At 55.8% G+C, this 19,673-nt stretch carries 21 protein-coding genes and 1 pseudogene; 10 read left to right on the top strand and 12 right to left on the bottom strand.

All coding sequences use genetic code 11. The annotated features are described in order from the left end of the window. Window positions 1-13: 13 nt before the first annotated feature. Window positions 14-334 carry a hypothetical protein gene (locus ACIP1X_RS19730; protein ID WP_100846837.1) on the bottom strand — a complete coding sequence of 107 codons (321 nt, stop codon included), beginning with the start codon at window positions 332-334 and terminating at the stop codon, window positions 14-16. Between the two features lie 456 nt (window positions 335-790). Continuing rightward, window positions 791-2,140 carry a DUF6538 domain-containing protein gene (locus ACIP1X_RS19725; protein WP_400754452.1) on the bottom strand — a complete coding sequence of 450 codons (1,350 nt, stop codon included), beginning with the start codon at window positions 2,138-2,140 and terminating at the stop codon, window positions 791-793. A 259-nt stretch (window positions 2,141-2,399) separates the two neighbouring features. Here ACIP1X_RS19725 and ACIP1X_RS19720 point away from each other — a divergent pair, with 259 nt between their 5' ends. Both ACIP1X_RS19720 and ACIP1X_RS19715 read left to right on the top strand, forming a co-directional pair. Next, window positions 2,400-3,197, top strand: a complete 798-nt coding sequence (locus tag ACIP1X_RS19720; RefSeq protein WP_400754449.1) for a toll/interleukin-1 receptor domain-containing protein — start codon at window positions 2,400-2,402, stop codon at window positions 3,195-3,197. Between the two features lie 261 nt (window positions 3,198-3,458). Further along, window positions 3,459-3,788: a hypothetical protein gene (locus tag ACIP1X_RS19715; RefSeq protein ID WP_400754447.1), complete on the top strand. Its 330-nt coding sequence runs from the start codon at window positions 3,459-3,461 to the stop codon at window positions 3,786-3,788. 15 nt (window positions 3,789-3,803) lie between these two features. Here ACIP1X_RS19715 and ACIP1X_RS19710 read toward each other — a convergent pair whose 3' ends face one another. After that, the gene (locus ACIP1X_RS19710) at window positions 3,804-4,415 is read right to left on the bottom strand and encodes a hypothetical protein (RefSeq protein WP_400754444.1); all 612 of its coding nucleotides are present in this window, start codon (window positions 4,413-4,415) and stop codon (window positions 3,804-3,806) included. A gap of 121 nt (window positions 4,416-4,536) precedes the next feature. Here ACIP1X_RS19710 and ACIP1X_RS19705 point away from each other — a divergent pair, with 121 nt between their 5' ends. The 3 genes from ACIP1X_RS19705 (at window position 4,537) to ACIP1X_RS19695 (ending at window position 7,744) form a co-directional block, all read left to right on the top strand. Beyond that, window positions 4,537-4,890 carry a hypothetical protein gene (locus tag ACIP1X_RS19705; protein WP_400754441.1) on the top strand — a complete coding sequence of 118 codons (354 nt, stop codon included), beginning with the start codon at window positions 4,537-4,539 and terminating at the stop codon, window positions 4,888-4,890. A gap of 130 nt (window positions 4,891-5,020) precedes the next feature. Beyond that, the gene (locus ACIP1X_RS19700) at window positions 5,021-5,752 is read left to right on the top strand and encodes a hypothetical protein (RefSeq protein ID WP_400754438.1); all 732 of its coding nucleotides are present in this window, start codon (window positions 5,021-5,023) and stop codon (window positions 5,750-5,752) included. 72 nt (window positions 5,753-5,824) lie between these two features. After that, window positions 5,825-7,744 (top strand): alkaline phosphatase D family protein, encoded by a 1,920-nt coding sequence (locus tag ACIP1X_RS19695; protein WP_400754435.1) that lies wholly within the window; start codon window positions 5,825-5,827, stop codon window positions 7,742-7,744. A 112-nt stretch (window positions 7,745-7,856) separates the two neighbouring features. On the opposite strand, the gene ACIP1X_RS19690 is transcribed toward ACIP1X_RS19695, so the two are convergent. Next, window positions 7,857-9,029, bottom strand: a complete 1,173-nt coding sequence (locus tag ACIP1X_RS19690; RefSeq protein WP_400754433.1) for an aspartate aminotransferase family protein — start codon at window positions 9,027-9,029, stop codon at window positions 7,857-7,859. Between the two features lie 98 nt (window positions 9,030-9,127). Here ACIP1X_RS19690 and ACIP1X_RS19685 point away from each other — a divergent pair, with 98 nt between their 5' ends. Both ACIP1X_RS19685 and ACIP1X_RS19680 read left to right on the top strand, forming a co-directional pair. After that, the gene (locus ACIP1X_RS19685; protein WP_400651313.1) at window positions 9,128-10,033 is read left to right on the top strand and encodes a LysR family transcriptional regulator; all 906 of its coding nucleotides are present in this window, start codon (window positions 9,128-9,130) and stop codon (window positions 10,031-10,033) included. 56 nt (window positions 10,034-10,089) lie between these two features. After that, window positions 10,090-10,494, top strand: a complete 405-nt coding sequence (locus ACIP1X_RS19680) for a GNAT family N-acetyltransferase (RefSeq protein WP_400754431.1) — start codon at window positions 10,090-10,092, stop codon at window positions 10,492-10,494. A gap of 15 nt (window positions 10,495-10,509) precedes the next feature. On the opposite strand, the gene msrA is transcribed toward ACIP1X_RS19680, so the two are convergent. From msrA to msrB, 3 genes are read right to left on the bottom strand one after another with little or no spacing between them, the layout of a single operon-like run. Further along, window positions 10,510-11,214, bottom strand: a complete 705-nt coding sequence (gene msrA / locus ACIP1X_RS19675; protein ID WP_053123567.1) for a peptide-methionine (S)-S-oxide reductase MsrA — start codon at window positions 11,212-11,214, stop codon at window positions 10,510-10,512. Window positions 11,215-11,229: 15 nt separating this feature from the next. Next, window positions 11,230-13,038, bottom strand: coding sequence for a cytochrome c biogenesis protein DipZ (locus ACIP1X_RS19670; protein WP_400754428.1), 1,809 nt, complete (start codon window positions 13,036-13,038; stop codon window positions 11,230-11,232). Window positions 13,039-13,081: 43 nt separating this feature from the next. Continuing rightward, window positions 13,082-13,600: a peptide-methionine (R)-S-oxide reductase MsrB gene (gene msrB, locus ACIP1X_RS19665; protein ID WP_212545558.1), complete on the bottom strand. Its 519-nt coding sequence runs from the start codon at window positions 13,598-13,600 to the stop codon at window positions 13,082-13,084. A gap of 151 nt (window positions 13,601-13,751) precedes the next feature. On the opposite strand from msrB, the gene ACIP1X_RS19660 reads away from it, so the two are divergent. The 3 genes from ACIP1X_RS19660 (at window position 13,752) to ACIP1X_RS19650 (ending at window position 16,790) form a co-directional block, all read left to right on the top strand. Further along, a complete protein-coding gene (locus tag ACIP1X_RS19660; RefSeq protein ID WP_400754425.1) occupies window positions 13,752-14,462 on the top strand; it encodes a response regulator transcription factor in 711 nt (236 codons plus the stop codon). Next, window positions 14,459-15,970 carry an ATP-binding protein gene (locus ACIP1X_RS19655; RefSeq protein WP_400754423.1) on the top strand — a complete coding sequence of 504 codons (1,512 nt, stop codon included), beginning with the start codon at window positions 14,459-14,461 and terminating at the stop codon, window positions 15,968-15,970. The genes ACIP1X_RS19660 and ACIP1X_RS19655 overlap by 4 nt, the downstream gene beginning before the upstream one ends. A 118-nt stretch (window positions 15,971-16,088) precedes the next feature. Then, the gene (locus ACIP1X_RS19650; protein WP_400754420.1) at window positions 16,089-16,790 is read left to right on the top strand and encodes a hypothetical protein; all 702 of its coding nucleotides are present in this window, start codon (window positions 16,089-16,091) and stop codon (window positions 16,788-16,790) included. Window positions 16,791-17,092: 302 nt separating this feature from the next. Here ACIP1X_RS19650 and ACIP1X_RS19645 read toward each other — a convergent pair whose 3' ends face one another. From ACIP1X_RS19645 to ACIP1X_RS19625, 5 genes and pseudogenes are all read right to left on the bottom strand, one after another. Beyond that, window positions 17,093-17,584 (bottom strand): RidA family protein, encoded by a 492-nt coding sequence (locus ACIP1X_RS19645; protein ID WP_034156086.1) that lies wholly within the window; start codon window positions 17,582-17,584, stop codon window positions 17,093-17,095. A gap of 235 nt (window positions 17,585-17,819) precedes the next feature. Next, on the bottom strand, window positions 17,820-18,089 hold the full coding sequence (locus ACIP1X_RS19640; protein WP_400754417.1) for a hypothetical protein: 270 nt from the start codon (window positions 18,087-18,089) through the stop codon (window positions 17,820-17,822). Window positions 18,090-18,325: 236 nt separating this feature from the next. Continuing rightward, on the bottom strand, window positions 18,326-19,213 hold the full coding sequence (gene cyoE, locus ACIP1X_RS19635) for a heme o synthase (RefSeq protein WP_053123579.1): 888 nt from the start codon (window positions 19,211-19,213) through the stop codon (window positions 18,326-18,328). A 10-nt stretch (window positions 19,214-19,223) separates the two neighbouring features. Continuing rightward, on the bottom strand, window positions 19,224-19,562 hold the full coding sequence (cyoD, locus tag ACIP1X_RS19630; protein ID WP_053123586.1) for a cytochrome o ubiquinol oxidase subunit IV: 339 nt from the start codon (window positions 19,560-19,562) through the stop codon (window positions 19,224-19,226). Then, window positions 19,562-19,673: pseudogene (locus ACIP1X_RS19625) on the bottom strand (cytochrome o ubiquinol oxidase subunit III); the annotation flags it as partial. The pseudogene ACIP1X_RS19625 and the gene cyoD, both read right to left, overlap by 1 nt.

Below are 19,673 nucleotides of genomic sequence, written 5' to 3'. Positions count from 1 at the left end.
TTGTTCGTGTTTGTTACACTATTCTTAGATCATTGCGAAGGCTTGCAGCAAGAAACATTTGAAACAACATCACGTAAAGCATGGTTTGGTGATTGTCAATTTTCTGAGAGCCTAACGCCAACATTGTCACTTCGTTAAACACTTTCATCGCTTGGGCATTATCACCACTGAAAACTAATTCGTGATCTATTTTTACTCTAGCCTTTAAATCTTTTTCAATACCACTTGTAAACTCGTAAACCCTTTGCATTGCGTAATTGAGAGTTAAATCCATATTGCCTAAATTTGAGCTGACGTAATTTACTATTTCTTGTAGTTCTTCAATACTCTTCATAATTATCCTCATGATATGTTTTTTGTTTTTCTGTAATGTCGAAGCATTACAGTGACCGGCTTTTGATTTTCTGTAATGTCCAAAGACATTGCAGCAACCGGCTTTTGACTTTCTGTAATATCCGAAGGTATTACAGCAACCGGCTTTTGACTTTGCTTTTGCCTTTGATCTTGATTTTAGTTTTCAAACGAAGTGCGAAAACCAAGCGGCCCGTCCCGAAGGGTGGACAGACACGACGAAGTCAGTGGCAGTCCAAGGGCCTTGCTTGCAAAAGAAAGAAAGCTTACTAATACAATTACCATATTATAATGTGCTGTCAAATTAATGGACTGCCAACTTTATTAAAAACTGGACTGCCAATTTTAGGACTGCCAAAAAAAAGGCCATCCAATTTGGACAGCCATTTTATACCGTTTGATTTTTAGACCATTAAAAATTTCTATATACGTTTGATGGTTAGATTGAGAATGCGTAGCCAATCTTTTTAATAGCGGCTAATTTTGATCGTGGTGTTGGCCCCTCTGAATATCTGTCGAACGTGATATTCAAAGCACCGCCGGGTTCATGACCGACGATAGCCATCACAACGAGGTTTTTTACATCCGCCCGTTCAAGCGTCGTAATGACGGTCTTACGAACGCTGTGGAATACGCATTTTTTGTCGAATCCGAGCCGGGTTTTGAACTGAGAGAAGTCATTACCTAGATCCTTGGATTTGACACCGTATTTCCCGCCTTTGCCTGTCTGCAATAGGAAACCATCCTTGGAAGCCTCTGTGAGACGTTTTAGCGTGTTTTTCAGCTTGGGATGCACCGGAACGTGCCTTACGGCTGCATCGGTCTTACCTTCGCGTATGTGGAAGCATTCGATACCGTCTTCAATGACGATTGATTCAGATCGAAGCTGACAAATTTCTTCGATACGGGCACCTGTATACGCACCAATTTCAATGAGATCCGCCAGTTTTTGATTTTTTTCTTCTAGGGCTGATTTATGAAGATGTTGAATCTCATCAACAGAAAATGCCCGACGGGTCGTCTCTTTGTACATCCCCCTTTTTTCTTGGTTCAATTCGTGATCTTTAAATGGGTTATTTAGATTTGCATACGCGGACTTGAACGCGGGATCTTTTTTGTATGCGTAATTCCAAAAAGCGTTAAAAGAAAATAGATATTGCTTTTTAGTTTTCGGTTCTATTTCTAATGAAGCCAAAAACGTAGAAATGGTGTCGTGATTCAAAGTCAATTCACTTTCTTTTAGAAAGGAATCAAGAACCTTGATACGTTTTACGTGCCGATCAACCGTGGATAGTTCGACCTTTCGGATTTCAGTTTCATATTTGTGGAAAGCATCCAAACGGCTTTTAAAGAACGGTGTTTTTGGTGAGTAATCACTGGTACCCATCACAATCTGTATGGCTTCATCTACCAGCTTTGGGCGTAGCTTATGCGTTTTGATTACAGAATTTATTTCGTTAATTTGCTCAATGCTAGCAGACGGTTTTTCAATACTTACCGCATGCCAGTTAAACGGGTTAGTTTTTTCTTTTTCAATCTCATCTTTGTATTTCTCAACAATTAGAGCGACTTCTTCACGAAAATCAGGGAATTCTTTTTTTCGTGCCCGCTCGATCTCAGTTTTCCACTGTTGCAACCAACGAAGCTTCAACACATGTGCTTCTGAGCGATTACCAGTTTTGAGGCTTTTCGTGAGCACCTTGCGACCACCAAACGCATCGCGGGCGTCTGCTGGCACGTCAAGACGGACATGATACGTACCGGATTTGAGGATCAGGAAATCAGACATGTTATGCTCACTGGGCAGAAATCTAACCTACCTTCTACCCAATTTTTCTATCCAAAACAACGTACAAACCGTGCTACTATTGGGTTACAAGGCTTTTTGAATTCTAATGGTGTAGTTCGAGTCTCCCTCGGGGCACCAAAATTAAGAAAGGTCTTGCTTAGCAAGGCCTTTTTTTTCGCCTGACGTAAATGTGGTGTAACGCGATCGAATGGCTCGTTATCGATTGTGGTTACTGGTCCAATCGGAATGGAGCAAGACAGTGCCCATATATGACATCGCTATCTCTTTCGCAGGCGAAGATCGACCAGTAGCGGAGAAGCTCGCAGCTTCCCTCGTGTTGGCCGGATTAAACGTGTTCTATGACGAATACGAGCAGGCCAATCTTTGGGGCAAGGATCTTTATGTCCATCTATCGAAGGTCTATAAGGACGATTCCAAATATTGCTTGATGCTCATATCCGAGCAGTATGCGAAAAAGCAATGGACCAACCTTGAACGACGAGCTGCGCAGGCCCGTGCATTCGCGGAAAGCAGTGAATACATTCTTCCGTTGCGCCTGGACGATGCGGAAATCGATGGAATCCTTCCCACCATTGGATACCTCGATTACCGCCGGACTCAAGGCGAGCAAATCGTTGAACACCTAGTCGCTAAAGTCCGCAACTACAACAAGGCAAATGGCATTGCCTTCGAGATCGTGAGAGTTCAAGACGTCCTCGCTAAAGCACATATCCCACCTCCCGGGACAGGTCTCAAACCCACCTTCGACGCTCACATGAGTACGACTTGCCCTGCCTGTCATTCTGAACAACGTCTCAACGAAGCGACTTTATCACTAGAGGGTGCAGAGACTATTTACACCTGTAAGAACGGATGTCAGCCATTAGTAGTGGTCGGGCGCCCAGGTGAGGTGGCATGGCCTGGAAGGGGCTATCGGTTGGGTGATTTTGTAATCCGAAATGTTCGCGACATCATTTGGCAGTCCGACGACATGGTGAGACCGGCAGTAATCGCCGCTCGCAACGCAGCGCTCATGAAAAAGCGGCCAGACGCGTAACGACTCGCGTGCCTGACAATGTGTGGACATGGGCTGGTAAAGGGCCGGTGATTTAGAGGCTTGAATTCTCAGGTCTTCTACGAATATCCGCGTCTTAGACTCACACGCCATGTGAAGGTAAAAAGTTTCCCCGGTCTCCCCCTCAAAAGCACGTAAAAAGTGTAAGTGAGATCTCTAAAGCCTCTTCAGACCTTACAAATGAAGGGATTGAGGAATCTGTAAACTGTAAGTGAAGTGTCGAAAACCCCAAGGATCATCACCATGGAAACGTCACTGGAAACAGTCGCCCTGTTCTCCCTGAAACTCGCGTACGAGGAAGAAGGCCTGAGCCCGATCCTGCGCGATGACATGGTCATGGGTGACTACCAGCGAGATATTTTCGAGTTGTTGGTGAAACGTGGCGATGTCGAGACTATTCAATTGAAGATGAATGAGTGCCTCGGCCTGGCGCTGGATGCATTGGGCGGTGTCGAGAAACCGTTGGGGCGTGAGCTGCACAAGTTGTCAGCCGATCTCAGGCTGGCGCAGTCGCTGGAGCAGCTTGATCCGCCGCTCCTCGCGCTGAAGGGTTATTTGAAAGACATTCTTTGATGAGCTCGGCGTGGCTCAGCCCTGCGCATCACATCCCACGCGTTTCTTCTGCAAGGCAATGTAATTTTCGAACGTGCCATATTTTTCCGGCACTCGAATAACGGCTCCTGGTTGAAGACGCAGATTTTCCTGACTGGCTGCCAGGCTGTCGTTGTAGGCACTGCACGCGGACGTCTTGTTCGCCGCCATCTCATAAGCGAAACCACGGTTGAGATTGATATTGGTTACGGCATCGAACTTGCCTGCCTGCGCGTAAATCGCCCGGGACTTTTCGAAGTATTCGTTGGCCTTTTCGTAGCGAGAGTTGTAGGTCGCCGTGCGATCAAGAAAGCCGTCGGTGGCGTAGTGGGTTGCCCATTGGCCAGCCAAAGTCGGCGACATGAAAAACAGACCATAACTTCGGTAAGCATCTGCGAAGCAGAGTTGATCTGCCGTGGTCTGGCAAATCGTCAGCGTTTCGACAATGAGCCGCTCTGCTGGCAGCGGTCGATTCTGATCAACCAAAGCGTTGGCATCGGCCAGTTTTTGATGAGGATCGGCACTGGACACCACGCCTACCGCCGAGCATCCGGCGAGCGTTGAAAGCAAACTGGCAAATGCAGCAAATCGAATGACAAATGCAGGCATGACGTAATCCTTTACATGGCTGAGGGCAGTGGCGCGACGCTACTATTTTGCTATCTTGCCGTCCACTGTCGGTTGGGGCATCGAGCGCTTCGACCCGCGCTGATTTCAGGAGAGAAATTCGATGGATGTGTTGGTGTTCTTTGTGGTTTGGCCAGCGATGTGGGTGTGGGTGGTCAAAGTCCGTGGGACTTGGAATCTGTTGCTTGCCAATGTGTTGGGCGCTATCAGTGGGCTGATCGTTGGCCTGACCAGTGCGCAACTGTGTGCAGGACTGTTCGGTTCAGCGCGGCCACCGGTGCCTGGCGTTATCGGCACCCTGATGGAAATGATGGCGACTGCCGGTGCGCTCATCGGTGTATGGATGTGGGTCGCGCGCCGCTCGCAAGTTGAACCTCCAATCGCCCGTCAGCTTTTGGCTGCCCTCTGCGGCACTGCGGCGGGCATCACTACATTCGCGTTTTTCGCCCTGACGTAGCGTTCGTTTGAGCGGTCGGTGAATGTGTTCGTGGCGGCAGACACCGATTTTGATATCTTGCCGTCCATCTACAGCGCGCTGTCTCGACACGCGCTGCATCAAGCTTTTTGCAGGTTAAGGAAAGGATCGAATGGAGTTTCTGCGTTTTCTGGCGTTCATCGCCGCCTGGGGTTTCATGTGGCGCTGGGTGGTAAAGAACCGCGGCAGCTGGAATCTGTTCTACGGCAATATCGTCGGCGCAGCGGGCGGTTTCATTGTCGGGTTGGTGGTGCTGTCGATCACGTTGTCGCTGCTGCCATCCAGGCACAGCGCTGAACAGGCGCCGGTCGAAAACACCGTCGCGCAGAACGTCGAACCGACCGCTTTGCTGCCTGAATCCGAATCAGCGGCGGCACCGGCTCCGCTTGAAAACGCGCCGAACTTCGCCGCCATCGAACCGGACAACACGCCATCGCCGCCGGATTCTGCGCTGCTGCCGAACTACGCCAGCCGCGCGCCGACGTCGATCTCGGAAAAAACCGTACTGGATCAAAGTGACGAGCAGGGACGCAAAGCCCTGACCGCCCTAAGCAAAAAACTCGGGCATGACGCTGACAGCGACAAGTCGATGCTCGCCTATGTCATGTGCAGCCCGCTGGTGACCAGCACGTTGCGCTTCCCGGCCTCGGCGCGTTTTGCCGACAGCAAGGCGATCACCACCCAGCGCTTCAAGAATCAGGTGTACTCCTTCAGCAACAGCGTCACCGCGCGCAACATGAACGGCGACGATGTCACCTACCGTTTCGACTGCTCGGTGCAAGAACAGGCGTCGTCCGGTGAATGGCAGCTGTTGGCGCTGAAGCTACAGAAAACCGACTCTTAAGCCTCACTTAAGGGTTCAAGGCGCCGGCTGCGCTATCATCGCCGACCTGTGCGCCTTGAGCTTTGTCCCCGGATGTCCGCAACCCTTGATGACCTGACCCCGCTGCCACCTGTTTTGGCCGGCCCGCTGCTGCGACGGCTGGAACCGACTCGGCTGGTGTTGTGGCTGGTTGGCACGCGCCAACTGTCTCTGACCTTGCGCCTGCAAGGTGTAGGAGAGATTCCTCTCGATGCGGCGAAATGCACCGTCATTCCCGTAGGCCGTCAGGCGTTTGTCCATCTCATCGATGTCACCCTGGAAAGCGCCCTGCCCTGCGATACCCTCTTCGACTACGACCTGCTGATTGACGACACCCATGGCATCGCCGATTGGGCGCCGCATCTGTTGTATGGCAATGCGACGAGCCCGAACCTTGTTGTGCGTTCGCGGATCGATCAGTTGCTGCATGGCTCCTGCCGCAAACCTCATCACCCGGCGGCGGATGGTTTGCTTTGCGTCGACAAACTGCTGGCCAGCGAAACCGACCCGCAACAACGCCCGGCGCTGTTGATGATGAGCGGCGATCAGGTCTACGCCGACGACGTCGCCGGGCCGATGCTGCGCGCGATTCATGCATTGATTGCACGTCTCGGCCTGTTCGACGAGCACCTCGAAGGCGCCGTTGTCAGCGACAGTGCCAAGCTCTACGAACACCCGGCGAGCTACTACCACCGCGCGGATTTGTTACCGGCGCTGGAGAGCAATGAGACTTTGCGTGAGCGATTTTTCGGCGGCGCACGTAAGCCGATTTTCACCAGCAGTAGCGCTGACAATCACCTGGTGACGTTCGCCGAAGTCATGGCGATGTACTTGCTGGTGTGGTCGCCAACCGCGTGGACACTGGTTAATCCGCAAGCGCCAGCACTCACGCCCGAACGCCTCAAGCGCTATGCCCTCGAACAAACGCGGATCGATGCCTTCACAGTAGGCCTGGGCAACGTCGCCCGGGCGCTCGCGCATCTGCCGAGCCTGATGATTTTCGACGATCACGACATCACCGATGACTGGAATCTGTCCGCGCAATGGGAGGAAACGGCCTACGGCCATCCGTTCTCCAAACGCATCATCGGCAACGCGTTGATCGCTTATATGTTGTGCCAAGGCTGGGGCAATAACCCGGACGCCTTCAACGATCTGTTGAAGCAAACTCAAGGTTTGAGCGCCAGCGGCGACGATCAATACCTCGACAGCCCGGTGCAGGACGCACTGATCGATGATCTGCTGCGCTTTCAACACTGGCATTTCGTGTTGCCGAGCAGTCCCGCGCTGGTAGTCATCGACACCCGCACCCGACGCTGGCGCAGCGAGATGGCGCTCAAGCAACCGTCGGGACTTCTCGACTGGGAGGCCTTGAGCGAACTGCAACAGGAACTGCTCGATCACCCGTCGGCGATCATCGTTTCACCGGCGCCGATCTTCGGCGTCAAGCTGATCGAAACCGTGCAAAAGGTCTTCAGTTGGTGCGGTTTCCCGCTGCTGGTCGACGCGGAAAACTGGATGGCCCATCGCGGCGCCGCACAGGTGATCCTCAACATTTTCCGACACTCGCGTACACCGGGTAATTACGTGGTGCTGTCCGGCGATGTGCATTATTCCTTCGTCTACGAAGTCCTTATCCGACACCGCAAGGCCGGCCCACGGATCTGGCAGATCACCAGCAGCGGGATCAAGAACGAGTTTCCGCCGACCTTGCTGGAATGGTTCGACCGCCTCAACCGCTGGCTCTACTCGCCGCGCTCACCGCTGAACTGGTTCACCAAACGCCGGCTGATGCGCATTGTTCCGTACACGCCTGAACATGCGGAGGCAGGGAAACGCTTGTGGAATTCGGCGGGGATCGGCCAGGTGTTTTTCAACGAACAGGGGCAGCCGCGAGAGATTTTTCAGCACAACTCGAACGGAAAGGTGAAGACGCGGATGCTGGCGCCGGATTTGACGGATTATCCGGACTGAGGCCCTACTGATTTCAAATGTGGGAGCGAGCCTGCTCGCGAAGGCGTCCGACCATTCAACATACATGTCGACTGAGATGACGCTTTCGCGAGCAGGCTCGCTCCCACAGTAATCAGTCGGCGGCCAATACCCGTCCAATCCCCCTGACAATCATCTCCACCTCCCGCTCATCAATCGTCAGCGGTGGCAGCAGCCGTATCGTCTTGCCACGCGTGACGTTGATCAGCAATCCATGATCCCGCGCCGCGATCAGCGTCAGATCACGCACCGGTTGCTTCAACTCGATACCGATCATCAAACCCAAACCACGAATCGCCAGCACATTGGGATTGTCCGCCAGTTCTGCACGCAGCCGCGTCAGCAAGCGCTCGCCCTGCAACCGCGCGTTCTCCAGCAAGCCCTGCTCTTCAATAATATCCAGCACCGTGCAACCCACCCGGCAAGCCAGCGGATTACCGCCGAACGTGCTGCCATGGCTGCCCGGCGTAAACAGATCCGCCGCCCTGCCCCGTGCCAGACATGCGCCGATCGGCACGCCATTGCCCAGTCCTTTCGCCAGTGTCATCACGTCCGGAACGATGCCTTCGTGCTGGAACGCAAACCAGCGGCCGGTGCGACCGATTCCGGTCTGGATTTCATCGAGCATCAGCAGCCACGCCTGACGATTGCACATTTCACGCAGCGCTTTCAGGTAACCGGGCGGTGCCAGTTGTACGCCGCTCTCGCCCTGAATCGGTTCGACCAGAATCGCAACGATGCGCTCGCCGTGCTTCTGCCGCACGTGCTCCAACGCGTCGAGATCGCCGAACGGTACTTTGACGAAATCCCCCGGCAGGTCATTGAAACCCAAGCGCACCGCCGGGCCATCGCTGGCGGACAATGTGCCAAGCGTGCGGCCATGAAAGGCGTTGGCCATCACCACCACCAGCGGCTGTTCGATGCCTTTGCGCCAACCATAAAGGCGCGCCAGTTTCAGCGCGGTTTCATTGGCTTCGGCGCCGGAGTTGTTGAAGAACGCGCGCTGCATTCCGGACAACTCGGTCAGCCGCTTTGCCAGTTGTTGCTGCCAGTCGATGCTGTAGAGATTGGAGGTGTGCAGCAGCAAGCCCGCCTGCTCGCTGATCGCCGCAACAATCCGCGGATGCGAATGACCGACGTTGGTCACGGCCACCCCGGCGACCGCGTCCAGATACTCGCGCCCCGCCTGATCCCACAGTCGGGTGCCCAAGCCTTTGGTGAAACTAAGGGCCAGCGGTTGATAAGTGTTCATCAGGGCGGCGGTCATGACTTCAAACTCCAGTGCAGGTGTGCTGGCAGTATGGTTAGCCACCTGAACTGGATAAACTCGGCAAAACTTCGATCATTTAAAAGCAGGACTTGATAATGGATTTATTCCAGTCGATGAGCGTTTACATCAAAGTCGTCGAAGCCGGGAGCATGACGGCGGCCGCGTTGCAGTGCGACATGTCGACGACGATGGTCGGCAATCACCTGCGCGCGCTGGAGCAACGGCTGGGCGTGCAACTGCTGCAACGCACCACTCGCCGTCAGCGGCTGACCGAGTTTGGCAGCGTTTATTATCAGCGCTGCCTGGAAGTACTGGGACTGGTCGCCGATTCTGAAGCCCTGGCCGAACAAGCCCTCGATCAACCGCGTGGCATGTTGCGCATCACCGCGCCGCTGACTTTTGGTGTCGAACGCCTGGCGCCGGCGCTCAGCGAGTATTCGCTGCTGTACCCACAAGTAAAACTCGATGTGGTGCTGACCAACGGCCGCCCCGACTTGCTGGAAAGCGGTCTCGACGTGGCATTTCGACTGGGCAATTTCGAGGAGTCGAACCTGATCGCCCGGCCCTTGATCGATTACACCCTGACCGTGTGCGCATCCCCGCAATACGTGGCGCGACGCGGCATGCCGAAAACGCCTGAAGAGTTGCAGCAGCACGACTGCCTGTCGTTCGCCTATCCGGCCGGCGATGACTGGCAATCAGTGGAAAAACGCTGGCGCCTCAGCGGCCCGGACGGGGAAATCATGGTCGACGTCAGCGGGCCGATGCTGATCAACAGCTCCGCCGGTTTGCATCAGGCCGCGCGCAACGGCATGGGCATCGTTATGCTGCCAGATGCGCTGGTCGAGCAGGATCTGCGTGAAGGCAAACTGGTCAAGGTCATCCCTGATTACCACGCACCGAGCAGGCCGATGCATTTGCTGTATGCGCAGGATCGCTATCGACTGCCGAAGCTGCGGCGTTTCGTTGAATTTGCCATGCGCATGTGGGGGAAATCCTGACTCCGCGCGTGCTTCAACTACGCTCGTAACGACGACGAACAAGGACGTAATCTGAAATGGAAAACACATTGAACGTGCGCGATTTGCATCCCGGCGAAATCGAATCAGTGCGGCTGTTTCTGCAACAGCATGGCTGGGGACATCGCGTCGGCTCACCTGAGCATTTTGCCCAACTGATCCATAACTCACAGCGAACGGCAGTCGCACTGAAAGATGCGCAGATTATCGGTTTCGCCCGGGGCATCAGCGACGGTTTATCCAACGGATACCTGTCGATGGTGGTCGTTGATGACCACCATCGGCGCGAAGGTGTGGGTCGAGCGCTGGTTGAACATGTGATGGGCGACAACCCCGATATCACCTGGGTGCTGCGTGCCGGGCGTGACGGGGCTGAAGCGTTCTTTGCCAGTCTGGGGTTTGAAACTTCAGTGATTGCGATGGAGCGGCCAAGGCTAAAGTAACGGGCCTTGATTCGATCACGACCCGCCCTTCACCAACACCGGTTTTTCCTGATAACGCTCCGCAAACATTTGCTTCAAATTCGCCACTTTCGGCATGTCGTTGATCGCGATGTATGGATAGCTCGGATGTTCGGTCAGGAAGTCCTGGTGATAGTCCTCTGCCGGGTAAAAGCCGTTGTAGCTTTCCAGTTTGGTGACGATCGGTTTGCTGAAGGCATGGGCCGCATCGAGTTGCGTGATGTAAGCCTGTGCGACCTTCTGCTGATCGGCATTGATCGGGAACAGCGCCGAGCGGTATTGCGTGCCGCTGTCCGGGCCCTGACGGTTGAGTTCGGTCGGGTTGTGGGCCACCGAGAAGTAGATCTGCAACAGGTCGCCATAGCTTACTTGCGTAGGATCGAAGGTGACTTGCACCGATTCCGCATGACCGGTATCGCCGCCGCTGACCCGCTCATATTCAGCGGTGTTGGCCGCGCCACCGGCGTATCCCGAAACGGCTTTCTGCACGCCTTTGACGTGTTGAAAAACACCCTGAACGCCCCAGAAACACCCGCCCGCGAACACGGCGGTTTCGCTGTGGGCCTGGGTGACTTCATCAAGTGTGGGTGGCGGGATGGCCACAGCGTCTTCGCCGCCAAAGGAGAACGCTGAGACCTGGCCGATCACGCCGACGACCGCAACGGCCAGCAACATACGACGCCATGTGAATTGGGTTTTCATGTCTGTCACTCCTGATCAACCGAAGGTAAAGGCGTAGGCGGAAACACCGGGGTCGAGAAATTCGATGCTGAAGGTTCGATCCTTCACGCCGCCGGACTGCCGCACTAATTGATACAAGCGCTGTTCGGTGACTTGGCCAGAGCCATCGGCGGAAACATCGACGCCATGCGCATCGCCCGGGGCCTGACCATCAATCGACACTTTGAAGCGCACCGGTTTGCCATCTGCGCCCGGCCCGAGCACCAGATGCAGGTCGCGGGCATGGAAGCGGTAAACGATGCGGCTGGCTGTGGCACCGGCGGTGGCGCGTTCGGCGCCGACGTTCCATTGGCCGCCGAGGCTCCAGTCATTCAGGGCCAGATTGGCCGGCGGTACATAGACGGAAGCTTTGTTGGGCACCAAGCTAGTTTCGGGCACGAAATGTTCTGCGCGCTGGTAGCCGAGGTAGGTTTCCGGCGATTGCACTTCGTTCATGTCCGGGGCCAGTTGCACGCCCTTGGCGTCGGCATTGATCAAGCCATCGGTGACGGTTTTCGAACCGGCTTCACGCAACAGTTGTTGAATGACGCGTTCCGATTCGGCGTAGTCCCCTTCACCAAAGTGGTGGTAACGAATGCGTCCCTGGGCGTCGGCAAAGTAATGCGCCGGCCAGTATTCATTGTTGAAAGCGCGCCAGATCTTGTAGTCGTTATCGATGGCCACCGGATAGTTGATGCCCAATTCCTTCATGGCTTTGGTGACGTTTCCTACATCGCGTTCGAAGGCAAATTCCGGCGCGTGTACACCGATCACCACCAGCCCCTGATCGCGATACTTTTCCGCCCAGGCTTTGACGTAAGGCAGGGTGCGCAAACAGTTGATGCAGGAGTACGTCCAGAAATCCACCAGCACAACTTTGCCCTTCAACGCTTGCGCATCCAGCGGCGGCGAGTTGAGCCATTGCACGGCGCCGTCGAGCGGCGGCAACTGGCCTTCGACCGGCAATGTGCCCGGTGCTTTCGCAGCCATTTTCATCGCGCCGCCGGCGGCCATCATGCTGCCGTTCGCCAACTCATCTGCCGGCGGAATCTGCGCCATCATCGTGCCGTTCGCATCAGGTTTTTTTGCTGAAAGCTTGCCAACCAATGCTTGCTCGAGCCCTCCGGTAGACGCGGTCGATATCCGCGCGAGAATGCCGGTATCAAGACCCAAAGCGATCGCTGCCACCCCGGCCAACATCAACGCGCCGAGGCCACGACGAATCCACTCGCCGGTACCAATCGAACGCTTCATGAAGGCGAAAACCTTACCGCCCAGCAACAGCGCTGCGGCCAATGAGGTCGCGGCACCCGCCGCGTAAGCGAGCAACAACAGCGTGGTGGCGATGCTTGCCCCTTGCAGCGCGGCACCGGTCAGAATCAAGCCGAGGATTGGCCCCGCGCAAGGCGCCCAGAGCAGCCCCGTGGCGACCCCAATAAGAAACGAAGCGCCGGGACGCGGGCGATTGTCCTGCCCGGCGGCTTGCGACAGACGACTGCCGGCCGACACCAGTGGCCGGGTCAGGCGCTCGGCCACACGCGGCAGCAGCAAGGTCAGCCCGAACAACGCAACGAACAGCAACGCGAGCCAGCGCCCGTACTGATTGACTTGCACCACCCAACCGCCGCCCACCGCCGCCAACGAGGCGACGAGCGCGAAGGTCAGTGCCATCCCCGCCAGCAGCGGCAAGCCACTCTTGATAAACGGCTGCCCGGTGCGAGCGAAGACAAAAGGCAGAACCGGCAGGATGCAAGGGCTGACGATCGTCAGCACACCACCGAGATAAGCGAGAACCAAGAGCCACATAGATTTGTCCTGTGTGAGGTGAAGATCGCCCGCGCTTCATGGCTTACGCCGCCACGGTTTTGAAGGTCATGGCCAGGCCATTCATGCAATAACGCAGACCGGTGGGTTTCGGGCCGTCATCGAAAACATGCCCCAAGTGACCGCCGCAACGCCGGCAGTGAACCTCTTCGCGCGACATGCCGAACGATCGATCCTGGCGCACCGCCACCGCACGCTCCAATGGCGCCCAGAAGCTCGGCCAACCGGTGCGGCTGTCGAATTTGGTCGCGGAGGAAAACAACGCCAGATCACAACCGGCGCAGGCAAAAGTGCCGACCCGATGCTCGTTGTTCAGCGGGCTGGTGTAGGCGCGTTCGGTGCCTTCTTCGCGCAGGATCTGGTATTGCTCGTCGCTCAGGATCGAATGCCATTCACTGTCGCTGTGCGTCACTTCAAACATTTCGTCCGCCTGCGCTGCGCTGACCACTGCAGCGCTGGTCGACAATTTTGGCAATACACCCGCGACCAGGGCTGCAACCCCTAGCCCGCCGCCCGCTAACAGAATCTGTCGCCGTGAAAACATGGCCGCCTCCGAAAATTCCAAGTGCTCTTCATGGAACACAGCCTAGGCTTGGATTGATCGCCAAATCCTCACAGGGAGTTAACGAATTCGTGATAACTCGCCACCGGAAAAACCCGCACAATGCGTCAATCGCGCCGAAGGGTTGAGCTTCATGGAACAGACCAAACGCGTTCTCGTGGTCGAGGACGACCAGCACATTGCCGACCTGATTTGCCTGCATTTGCGGGATGAACAATTCGAGGTGACCCACAGCGCCGACGGCGACGAGGGCATGCGCCTGTTACAACAAGGCCATTGGGACGCGCTGATCCTCGACCTGATGTTGCCGGGGGTCGACGGTCTGGAAATCTGCCGCCGCGCCCGGGCCATGGCGCGCTACACACCGATCATCATCACCAGCGCCCGCTCCAGTGAACTTCACCGGATTCTGGGTCTGGAGTTGGGGGCCGATGACTATCTGGCCAAACCGTTTTCGATGCTGGAACTGGTGGCGCGGGTCAAAGCGCTGTTACGCCGGGTCGACGCGATGGCGCGCAACCTGAAGATGGATGCCGGCAGCCTCATTCTCGACGGGATGAGCATCGACCCGATCACTCGCGACGTCAGCCTCGACGGTCAGCGCCTGGATCTCACGCCACGGGAGTTCGACCTGCTGTATTTCTTCGCCCGCCAACCGGGCAAAGTCTTCTCGCGCATGGATTTGCTTAACGCCGTTTGGGGTTACAGCCATGAGGGTTACGAGCACACGGTCAATACCCATATCAATCGTCTGCGGGCAAAGATCGAAAAAGACCCGGCACAGCCGACGCGCATCCTCACCGTGTGGGGCCGCGGTTATAAATTCGGTACCGAGCAGCCATGAAACTGACCCTGACGCAGCGCCTGTCTATCGTTTTCGCCGTGTTGCTGCTGGTGTGCTGCGGCACGTCGGCATGGCTGCAGGTGCGCTCCAGCAAGATGCATGAACTGGAAGTGGTGCAAGGGTTGTCGAGGGATCTGGCGCAACACATCGCCCACGACACCGTGCTGATGGACAGCAACGGCTTGATGCCCGGTGCCGTACGCCAACTGTTCAGCCAGTTGATGCTGGTTAATCCGAGTGTCGAAGTGTATTTGCTCGACGGTGAGGGGAAGATTGTCGGCAGCGCCGCGCCTGAAGGCCGGATACTCCGGCAGCAGGTCGATCTGGCGCCGATCCGCCAATTGCTCAACGACCAGCCCTTGCCGATCCTCGGCGACGATCCGCGCAGCGTGGACGGACGCAAAGTCTTCAGCGCCGCACCGCTGAAGGTCAATGGCAAACCCGCCGGTTATCTGTACGTGGTGTTGCTTAGCGAAGAACACGACCGTTTTGCCGAACGCGGGGCGACCAGCGCCGCGCTCAACACGGCACTGCTATCGATCGGACTGGTCGCGCTGCTGTGTTTGATCGCCGGTCTCACGGCGTTCAATCTGATCACCCGGCCGTTACGGCGACTGACCGAAACGGTCAGCCGTTTTGATATCGATGGCGCACCGCAACCGGTCACAGCGCCTGTGGATAAATCCGCCGACCCGGATGAAATTGCCGTTCTCGACGCGGCTTTCCGGCAGATGCAAAACCGCCTCGGCGAGCAGTGGCGCTCATTGACCCGTCAGGATCAGGAACGCCGCGAACTGGTGGCAAATATTTCCCATGACCTGCGCACGCCACTGGCCTCGCTGCACGGCTATCTGGAAACCCTGTCACTGAAGGACGCCACCCTGTCCCCGGAAGAACGCCGGCGTTATCTGGGCATCGCGCTGGATCAGAGCCGCAAGGTCGGCGGGCTGGCGCAATCGCTGCTGGAACTGGTGCGGCTGGAACACGGGTTTGTGCAACCGGTGCTTGAACGTTTCTCCCTGACCGATCTGGTTCAGGATATCTTTCAGAAATTCGAATTGACGGCCGAGGCACGACAGGTCGAACTCAAGGCGCAGTTTGTGCCAAACCTGCCAACGGTCTGCGCCGACCTTGGGCTGATCGAACGGGTGCTGACCAATCTGGTGGATAACGCGTTGCGGCACACGCCACAGGGCGGCGAAATCGAACTCGATCTGAAACCCCATGGCGCTTTGGTCGATGTTACGGTCAGCGACACCGGCCCAGGCATTGCGCCTGAATTGCGCGAAGGGCTGTTCCTGCGCCCGTTCAATATCGGTGGCGCGCGACGGGATGGCGGCTTGGGCCTGCGCATCGTGCACCGCATCTTGCAATTGCATGGACGCGACATTCAGTTGCTGGACGTTAATGGGCGCGGCGCGACGTTTCGCTTTTCGCTGCCAACGGATCAGCAAACTGCCGAGCAATGGATGGTACGCTCAATGAATCTGCACACCCCGGCCAAATAGTTGAGACCGCCGGCCCGTTGCTCCGTGACAACGCCGCCCCGCTCCCCTAAATTAGTCGACCTGAAAAAGCCCTCGGGCTTGCTCATCTCCACTCAAGTTAAAAAGTAGTGAAATTTCAATGTCCGATTTCAACACCGCTGAATCCGTAGTCACCGAATCGTCCAAAGCGGAATACGAAAACTCCATCAATCTTTCACAACACCTGCCACAAGCCAAAATCATCAGCGAGATGGTGCTGGACGCGTTCCAGTCGACCCGCGAAAGCGACCAGATCCGCGAACTGCGCGCCGCGATCCGTCACGCTCATGACAGCTTCGACGACGACAAGGCTTACGAGCTGATGGGCGAACTCAAGGCACTGAAAGACGCCGAAGCCGCCGACCTCGCTGCCCTGGAAGACCTGAGCAGCAAGTTCTCGATCGGCCGCATCCTGTCCAGCTTCAAGGACGATCCGGCGTTCCAGGAAATCGTTTACGGCCTGGCCCTCAAAGTGCTGAATCAGACCCATCAGGCGATCAGCAACCCGAGCGGCGGCAAGAGCAAGGCTGCGAAGAAGAAAGAAGTCGAAATCTTCACCATCAGCAAAGACGGCATCAGCGTGACCCTGCCACTGCGCACACCGCGTTCACGTCTGAATGTTGACCGTGAAGCGCTGGAATTCCTTGGTTTCACCTTCGTCGGTGAAGGCGAAGAGGCGGAACTGGAAAGCGAAGTCTTCGTTGATAACGACGGCACCGAGCAAGCAGTGAACCGCAAGAACATCATCACTGCGCTGCAGAAGCAGACGGCGTTTGATGGCTACAGCATCGCTGCGCAGTAACTTTCAGCGCTGACGAAAAAGCCCCGCACTGGGATTCAGTGCGGGGCTTTTTGGTTTTCGGCTTGGGTTTAGTGGGATGGCCTACACCGAGGCCCCTCACCCCAGCCCTCTCCCGAGGGAGAGGGAGCCGATTGGGGGATATTGTAGAAGTACGCCGAAATGAACGTGCTGTGCCGAATCCACAATCGCCTCGATCTGTCAGGTCGGCGTATATTTTGAGAACCCCTCGGTCAGTCCCCTCTCCCTACGGGCGGTCCGACGTTTCGGGAGGGTTAGGGTGAGGGCAATTCGCGAGATCAGACTCAAGCCGATGGATGCAACGCCACAATCATGTCCACTTCAATCGCCGCATTCTTCGGCAATTGATACACCCCCACCGTCGTTCGCGTATGCCGCCCGGCATCACCCAGCACATGGCTGAACACGTCTGAAGCACCGTTGGCCACTTCACTCAGATCCACAAAATCAGGCGTCGACTTCACATACACCGTCACCCGCAACAACGCCTTGATCTTGTCCAGCGAACCCACCGCATCAACAATCAGCGCCAGGCAACGCATCGCACTGATACTCGCAGCGGCTTGCGCATCCTTGAGCGTCAACTCCAGCCCGACGCGACCGGGATACTGAATCTTGCCGTGGGTGCGCGGCACCATGCCGCTAATATACAGCTCATCATGATGACGGATCAGCGGCGCGTAATTGCCGCCAGCGGTGTTCTCACCATAGATGTCGTAATTCAGCTCTTGCGCCAGGGCAATAAAACGCTCGTCGCAGGTCATCCTCTCAGTCATTTCGGCCTGCCTTTTGATCAATGATGAAGAAACGCGGATTACGACAGTTAAGCTCTGGTGAATAACGAAGCGCTGTCGCTGCCTGAATTCAAATCTAGAGATTTAAAGACCAGATCGCAATCTGTACCTCCATGGCAAAAAAAGCTCCGCACTCTCTCGAGAAACGAAGATTTTCATAGGCACTTTTAAACATGAGCAGCTAAAGATGAGATTTTTAGTCGGTACGTTCTATATCCTATGGATTATCCGTTGGCGGATCATCAGAAAAATCTGAAATTCCTTTTACAACCGTCCCATCTTCTTGCAACTCATCGACCCCCAAGAACACCTGTAAGAGCCTGTAATGTTCGAGCGTCAGGTCCTTGCCATATGCAGTCCAGACAATCGTCACACTAGCATCAGTGACTCTCTTGAATGTTCCCAAACTTTCAGCGTAGCTTTTTTCAACAAGTGTGATTGTCGTACCAACTGAGACATTTGCAAAAGAACACTTCGAAAAAGCCATGATGATTACTCCGCCTGTAGGTGAGCTATGAACATAGACTCACAGTAAAAAGCGCACACCTGTAAAAAATGACAGTTATTCAGACGTATCTCTCATAAGCATCAAGCTTTTAATTGCTAACCTTGCTGCAGAATCGACTTACCTTGGCTAACGCCTCACACATCCAGTCTCCATAAGCCAACAAAAAACCCCGCACATCTCTCAATGTGCGGGGTTTTTCTTCAAGCCTTTCAGCCTTACGGCGCGTACGTCAGCAGCAGCTCCGCCGGCACCTTGAAGTCCAGGGACATCATGACGCTCAACGCGGTGATGGTGAAGATCGAGAACACGAACAGCTTGCGTGCCCAGACCGTGTCATCCACCGCTTTGTAGCCGGTCCAGGCCATGTACAACCAGTACATGCCCATGGCCGCTGCTACAGCGAGGTAGCTCATGCCGGCGTAGCCGCTGAAGGTCAGCATCAAGGTCGCCACGAGGAACGCCAGGATGTAGAGCAGGATGTGCTTCTTGGCCACTTGAATCCCGCGCTTCACTGGCAGCACCGGAATCGATGCGGCCAGGTAATCGTTGAAGCGGAAGATCGCGATGGCGTAGGAATGCGGCATCTGCCACAGGCTGAACATCACCAGCAGCGTCAGCGCGGCCATGTCGAAGCTGTTGGTTACGGCAACGTAACCGATCACTGGCGGCATGGCGCCCGACAGACTGCCCACCAGCGTGCCGTGGACCGACTTGCGCTTGAGGTACAGGCTGTAGAAGCCGACGTAGATAACGAAGCCGATTACGGCGAACAGGGCAGCCAATGGGTTGGCCACCTTGTACAACAAGGCAACGCCGAGAACACCAAGGATGGTCGCGTAAACCAGTGCCAGTTTCAGGGAGATCAAGCCCTGCACCAGCACGCGGTTTTTGGTGCGTTCCATCTTCAGGTCGATGTCGCGGTCGATGCAATTGTTGAACACGCAACCGGAGGCGACAACCAGGGACGTGCCGATCATGGCTGCCAGAAACACCGCCAGATCGACATGCCCTTTCGAGGCCAGGAAGAACCCGCCTGCCACAGAAAGCACGTTACCGAAAATGATCCCCGGTTTGGTGATTTGGATAAAGTGCTTAAGCGACATCGGGTCTACCTCACTTCGCCATCATGTACGTGTGGATGCTGAACATGATCCACAACGACAGACCAACCAGCAGCACGATCACAATCGCGGCGAACACGAAGGCGATCACATTGTTACGTTGCGCAGCCGAGCGGTCCAGGTGCAGGAAGTACACCAGGTGGACAACCACCTGGATCACGGCGAAGGCCAGAACGATCATCAGCGTGATCGACTTCGGCAACGACGGGTACATCACCAGAGCAAACGGGATCGCAGTCAGGATCACCGACAGGATGAAGCCGATTGCGTAGGACTTGACGCTGCCGTGGCCGGCGTCGTCGTGGCTGTCATGGGAGTGTGCGTTAGCCATTACAGGGTCCCCATCAGGTAAACAACGGTGAATACGCAGATCCACACCACGTCCAGGAAGTGCCAGAACAGGCTCAGGCAGCTCAGACGGGTCTTGTTGGTCGCCGTCAGG

Source organism: Pseudomonas sp. NPDC088885, from assembly GCF_044750025.1.
Classification (GTDB): Bacteria; Pseudomonadota; Gammaproteobacteria; order Pseudomonadales; family Pseudomonadaceae; genus Aquipseudomonas; species Aquipseudomonas rustica.
This window is presented reverse-complemented; position numbering and strand designations above follow the sequence as displayed.

What these genes read in the sequence shown, in the direction of transcription:
- ACIP1X_RS19640 (WP_400754417.1), bottom strand. Translation starts at nt 18,089, where the DNA reads ATGGCTTTTTCGAAGTGTTCTTTTGCAAATGTCTCAGTTGGTACGACA.
- ACIP1X_RS19660 (WP_400754425.1), top strand. Translation starts at nt 13,752, where the DNA reads ATGGAACAGACCAAACGCGTTCTCGTGGTCGAGGACGACCAGCACATT.
- ACIP1X_RS19650 (WP_400754420.1), top strand. Translation starts at nt 16,089, where the DNA reads ATGTCCGATTTCAACACCGCTGAATCCGTAGTCACCGAATCGTCCAAA.
- msrA (WP_053123567.1), bottom strand. Translation starts at nt 11,214, where the DNA reads ATGAAAACCCAATTCACATGGCGTCGTATGTTGCTGGCCGTTGCGGTC.
- ACIP1X_RS19730 (WP_100846837.1), bottom strand. Translation starts at nt 334, where the DNA reads ATGAAGAGTATTGAAGAACTACAAGAAATAGTAAATTACGTCAGCTCA.
- ACIP1X_RS19715 (WP_400754447.1), top strand. Translation starts at nt 3,459, where the DNA reads ATGGAAACGTCACTGGAAACAGTCGCCCTGTTCTCCCTGAAACTCGCG.
- ACIP1X_RS19685 (WP_400651313.1), top strand. Translation starts at nt 9,128, where the DNA reads ATGGATTTATTCCAGTCGATGAGCGTTTACATCAAAGTCGTCGAAGCC.
- ACIP1X_RS19690 (WP_400754433.1), bottom strand. Translation starts at nt 9,029, where the DNA reads ATGACCGCCGCCCTGATGAACACTTATCAACCGCTGGCCCTTAGTTTC.
- ACIP1X_RS19680 (WP_400754431.1), top strand. Translation starts at nt 10,090, where the DNA reads ATGGAAAACACATTGAACGTGCGCGATTTGCATCCCGGCGAAATCGAA.
- ACIP1X_RS19725 (WP_400754452.1), bottom strand. Translation starts at nt 2,140, where the DNA reads ATGTCTGATTTCCTGATCCTCAAATCCGGTACGTATCATGTCCGTCTT.
- msrB (WP_212545558.1), bottom strand. Translation starts at nt 13,600, where the DNA reads ATGTTTTCACGGCGACAGATTCTGTTAGCGGGCGGCGGGCTAGGGGTT.
- ACIP1X_RS19645 (WP_034156086.1), bottom strand. Translation starts at nt 17,584, where the DNA reads ATGACTGAGAGGATGACCTGCGACGAGCGTTTTATTGCCCTGGCGCAA.
- ACIP1X_RS19695 (WP_400754435.1), top strand. Translation starts at nt 5,825, where the DNA reads ATGTCCGCAACCCTTGATGACCTGACCCCGCTGCCACCTGTTTTGGCC.
- cyoE (WP_053123579.1), bottom strand. Translation starts at nt 19,213, where the DNA reads ATGTCGCTTAAGCACTTTATCCAAATCACCAAACCGGGGATCATTTTC.
- cyoD (WP_053123586.1), bottom strand. Translation starts at nt 19,562, where the DNA reads ATGGCTAACGCACACTCCCATGACAGCCACGACGACGCCGGCCACGGC.
- ACIP1X_RS19655 (WP_400754423.1), top strand. Translation starts at nt 14,459, where the DNA reads ATGAAACTGACCCTGACGCAGCGCCTGTCTATCGTTTTCGCCGTGTTG.
- ACIP1X_RS19705 (WP_400754441.1), top strand. Translation starts at nt 4,537, where the DNA reads ATGGATGTGTTGGTGTTCTTTGTGGTTTGGCCAGCGATGTGGGTGTGG.
- ACIP1X_RS19700 (WP_400754438.1), top strand. Translation starts at nt 5,021, where the DNA reads ATGGAGTTTCTGCGTTTTCTGGCGTTCATCGCCGCCTGGGGTTTCATG.
- ACIP1X_RS19670 (WP_400754428.1), bottom strand. Translation starts at nt 13,038, where the DNA reads ATGTGGCTCTTGGTTCTCGCTTATCTCGGTGGTGTGCTGACGATCGTC.
- ACIP1X_RS19710 (WP_400754444.1), bottom strand. Translation starts at nt 4,415, where the DNA reads ATGCCTGCATTTGTCATTCGATTTGCTGCATTTGCCAGTTTGCTTTCA.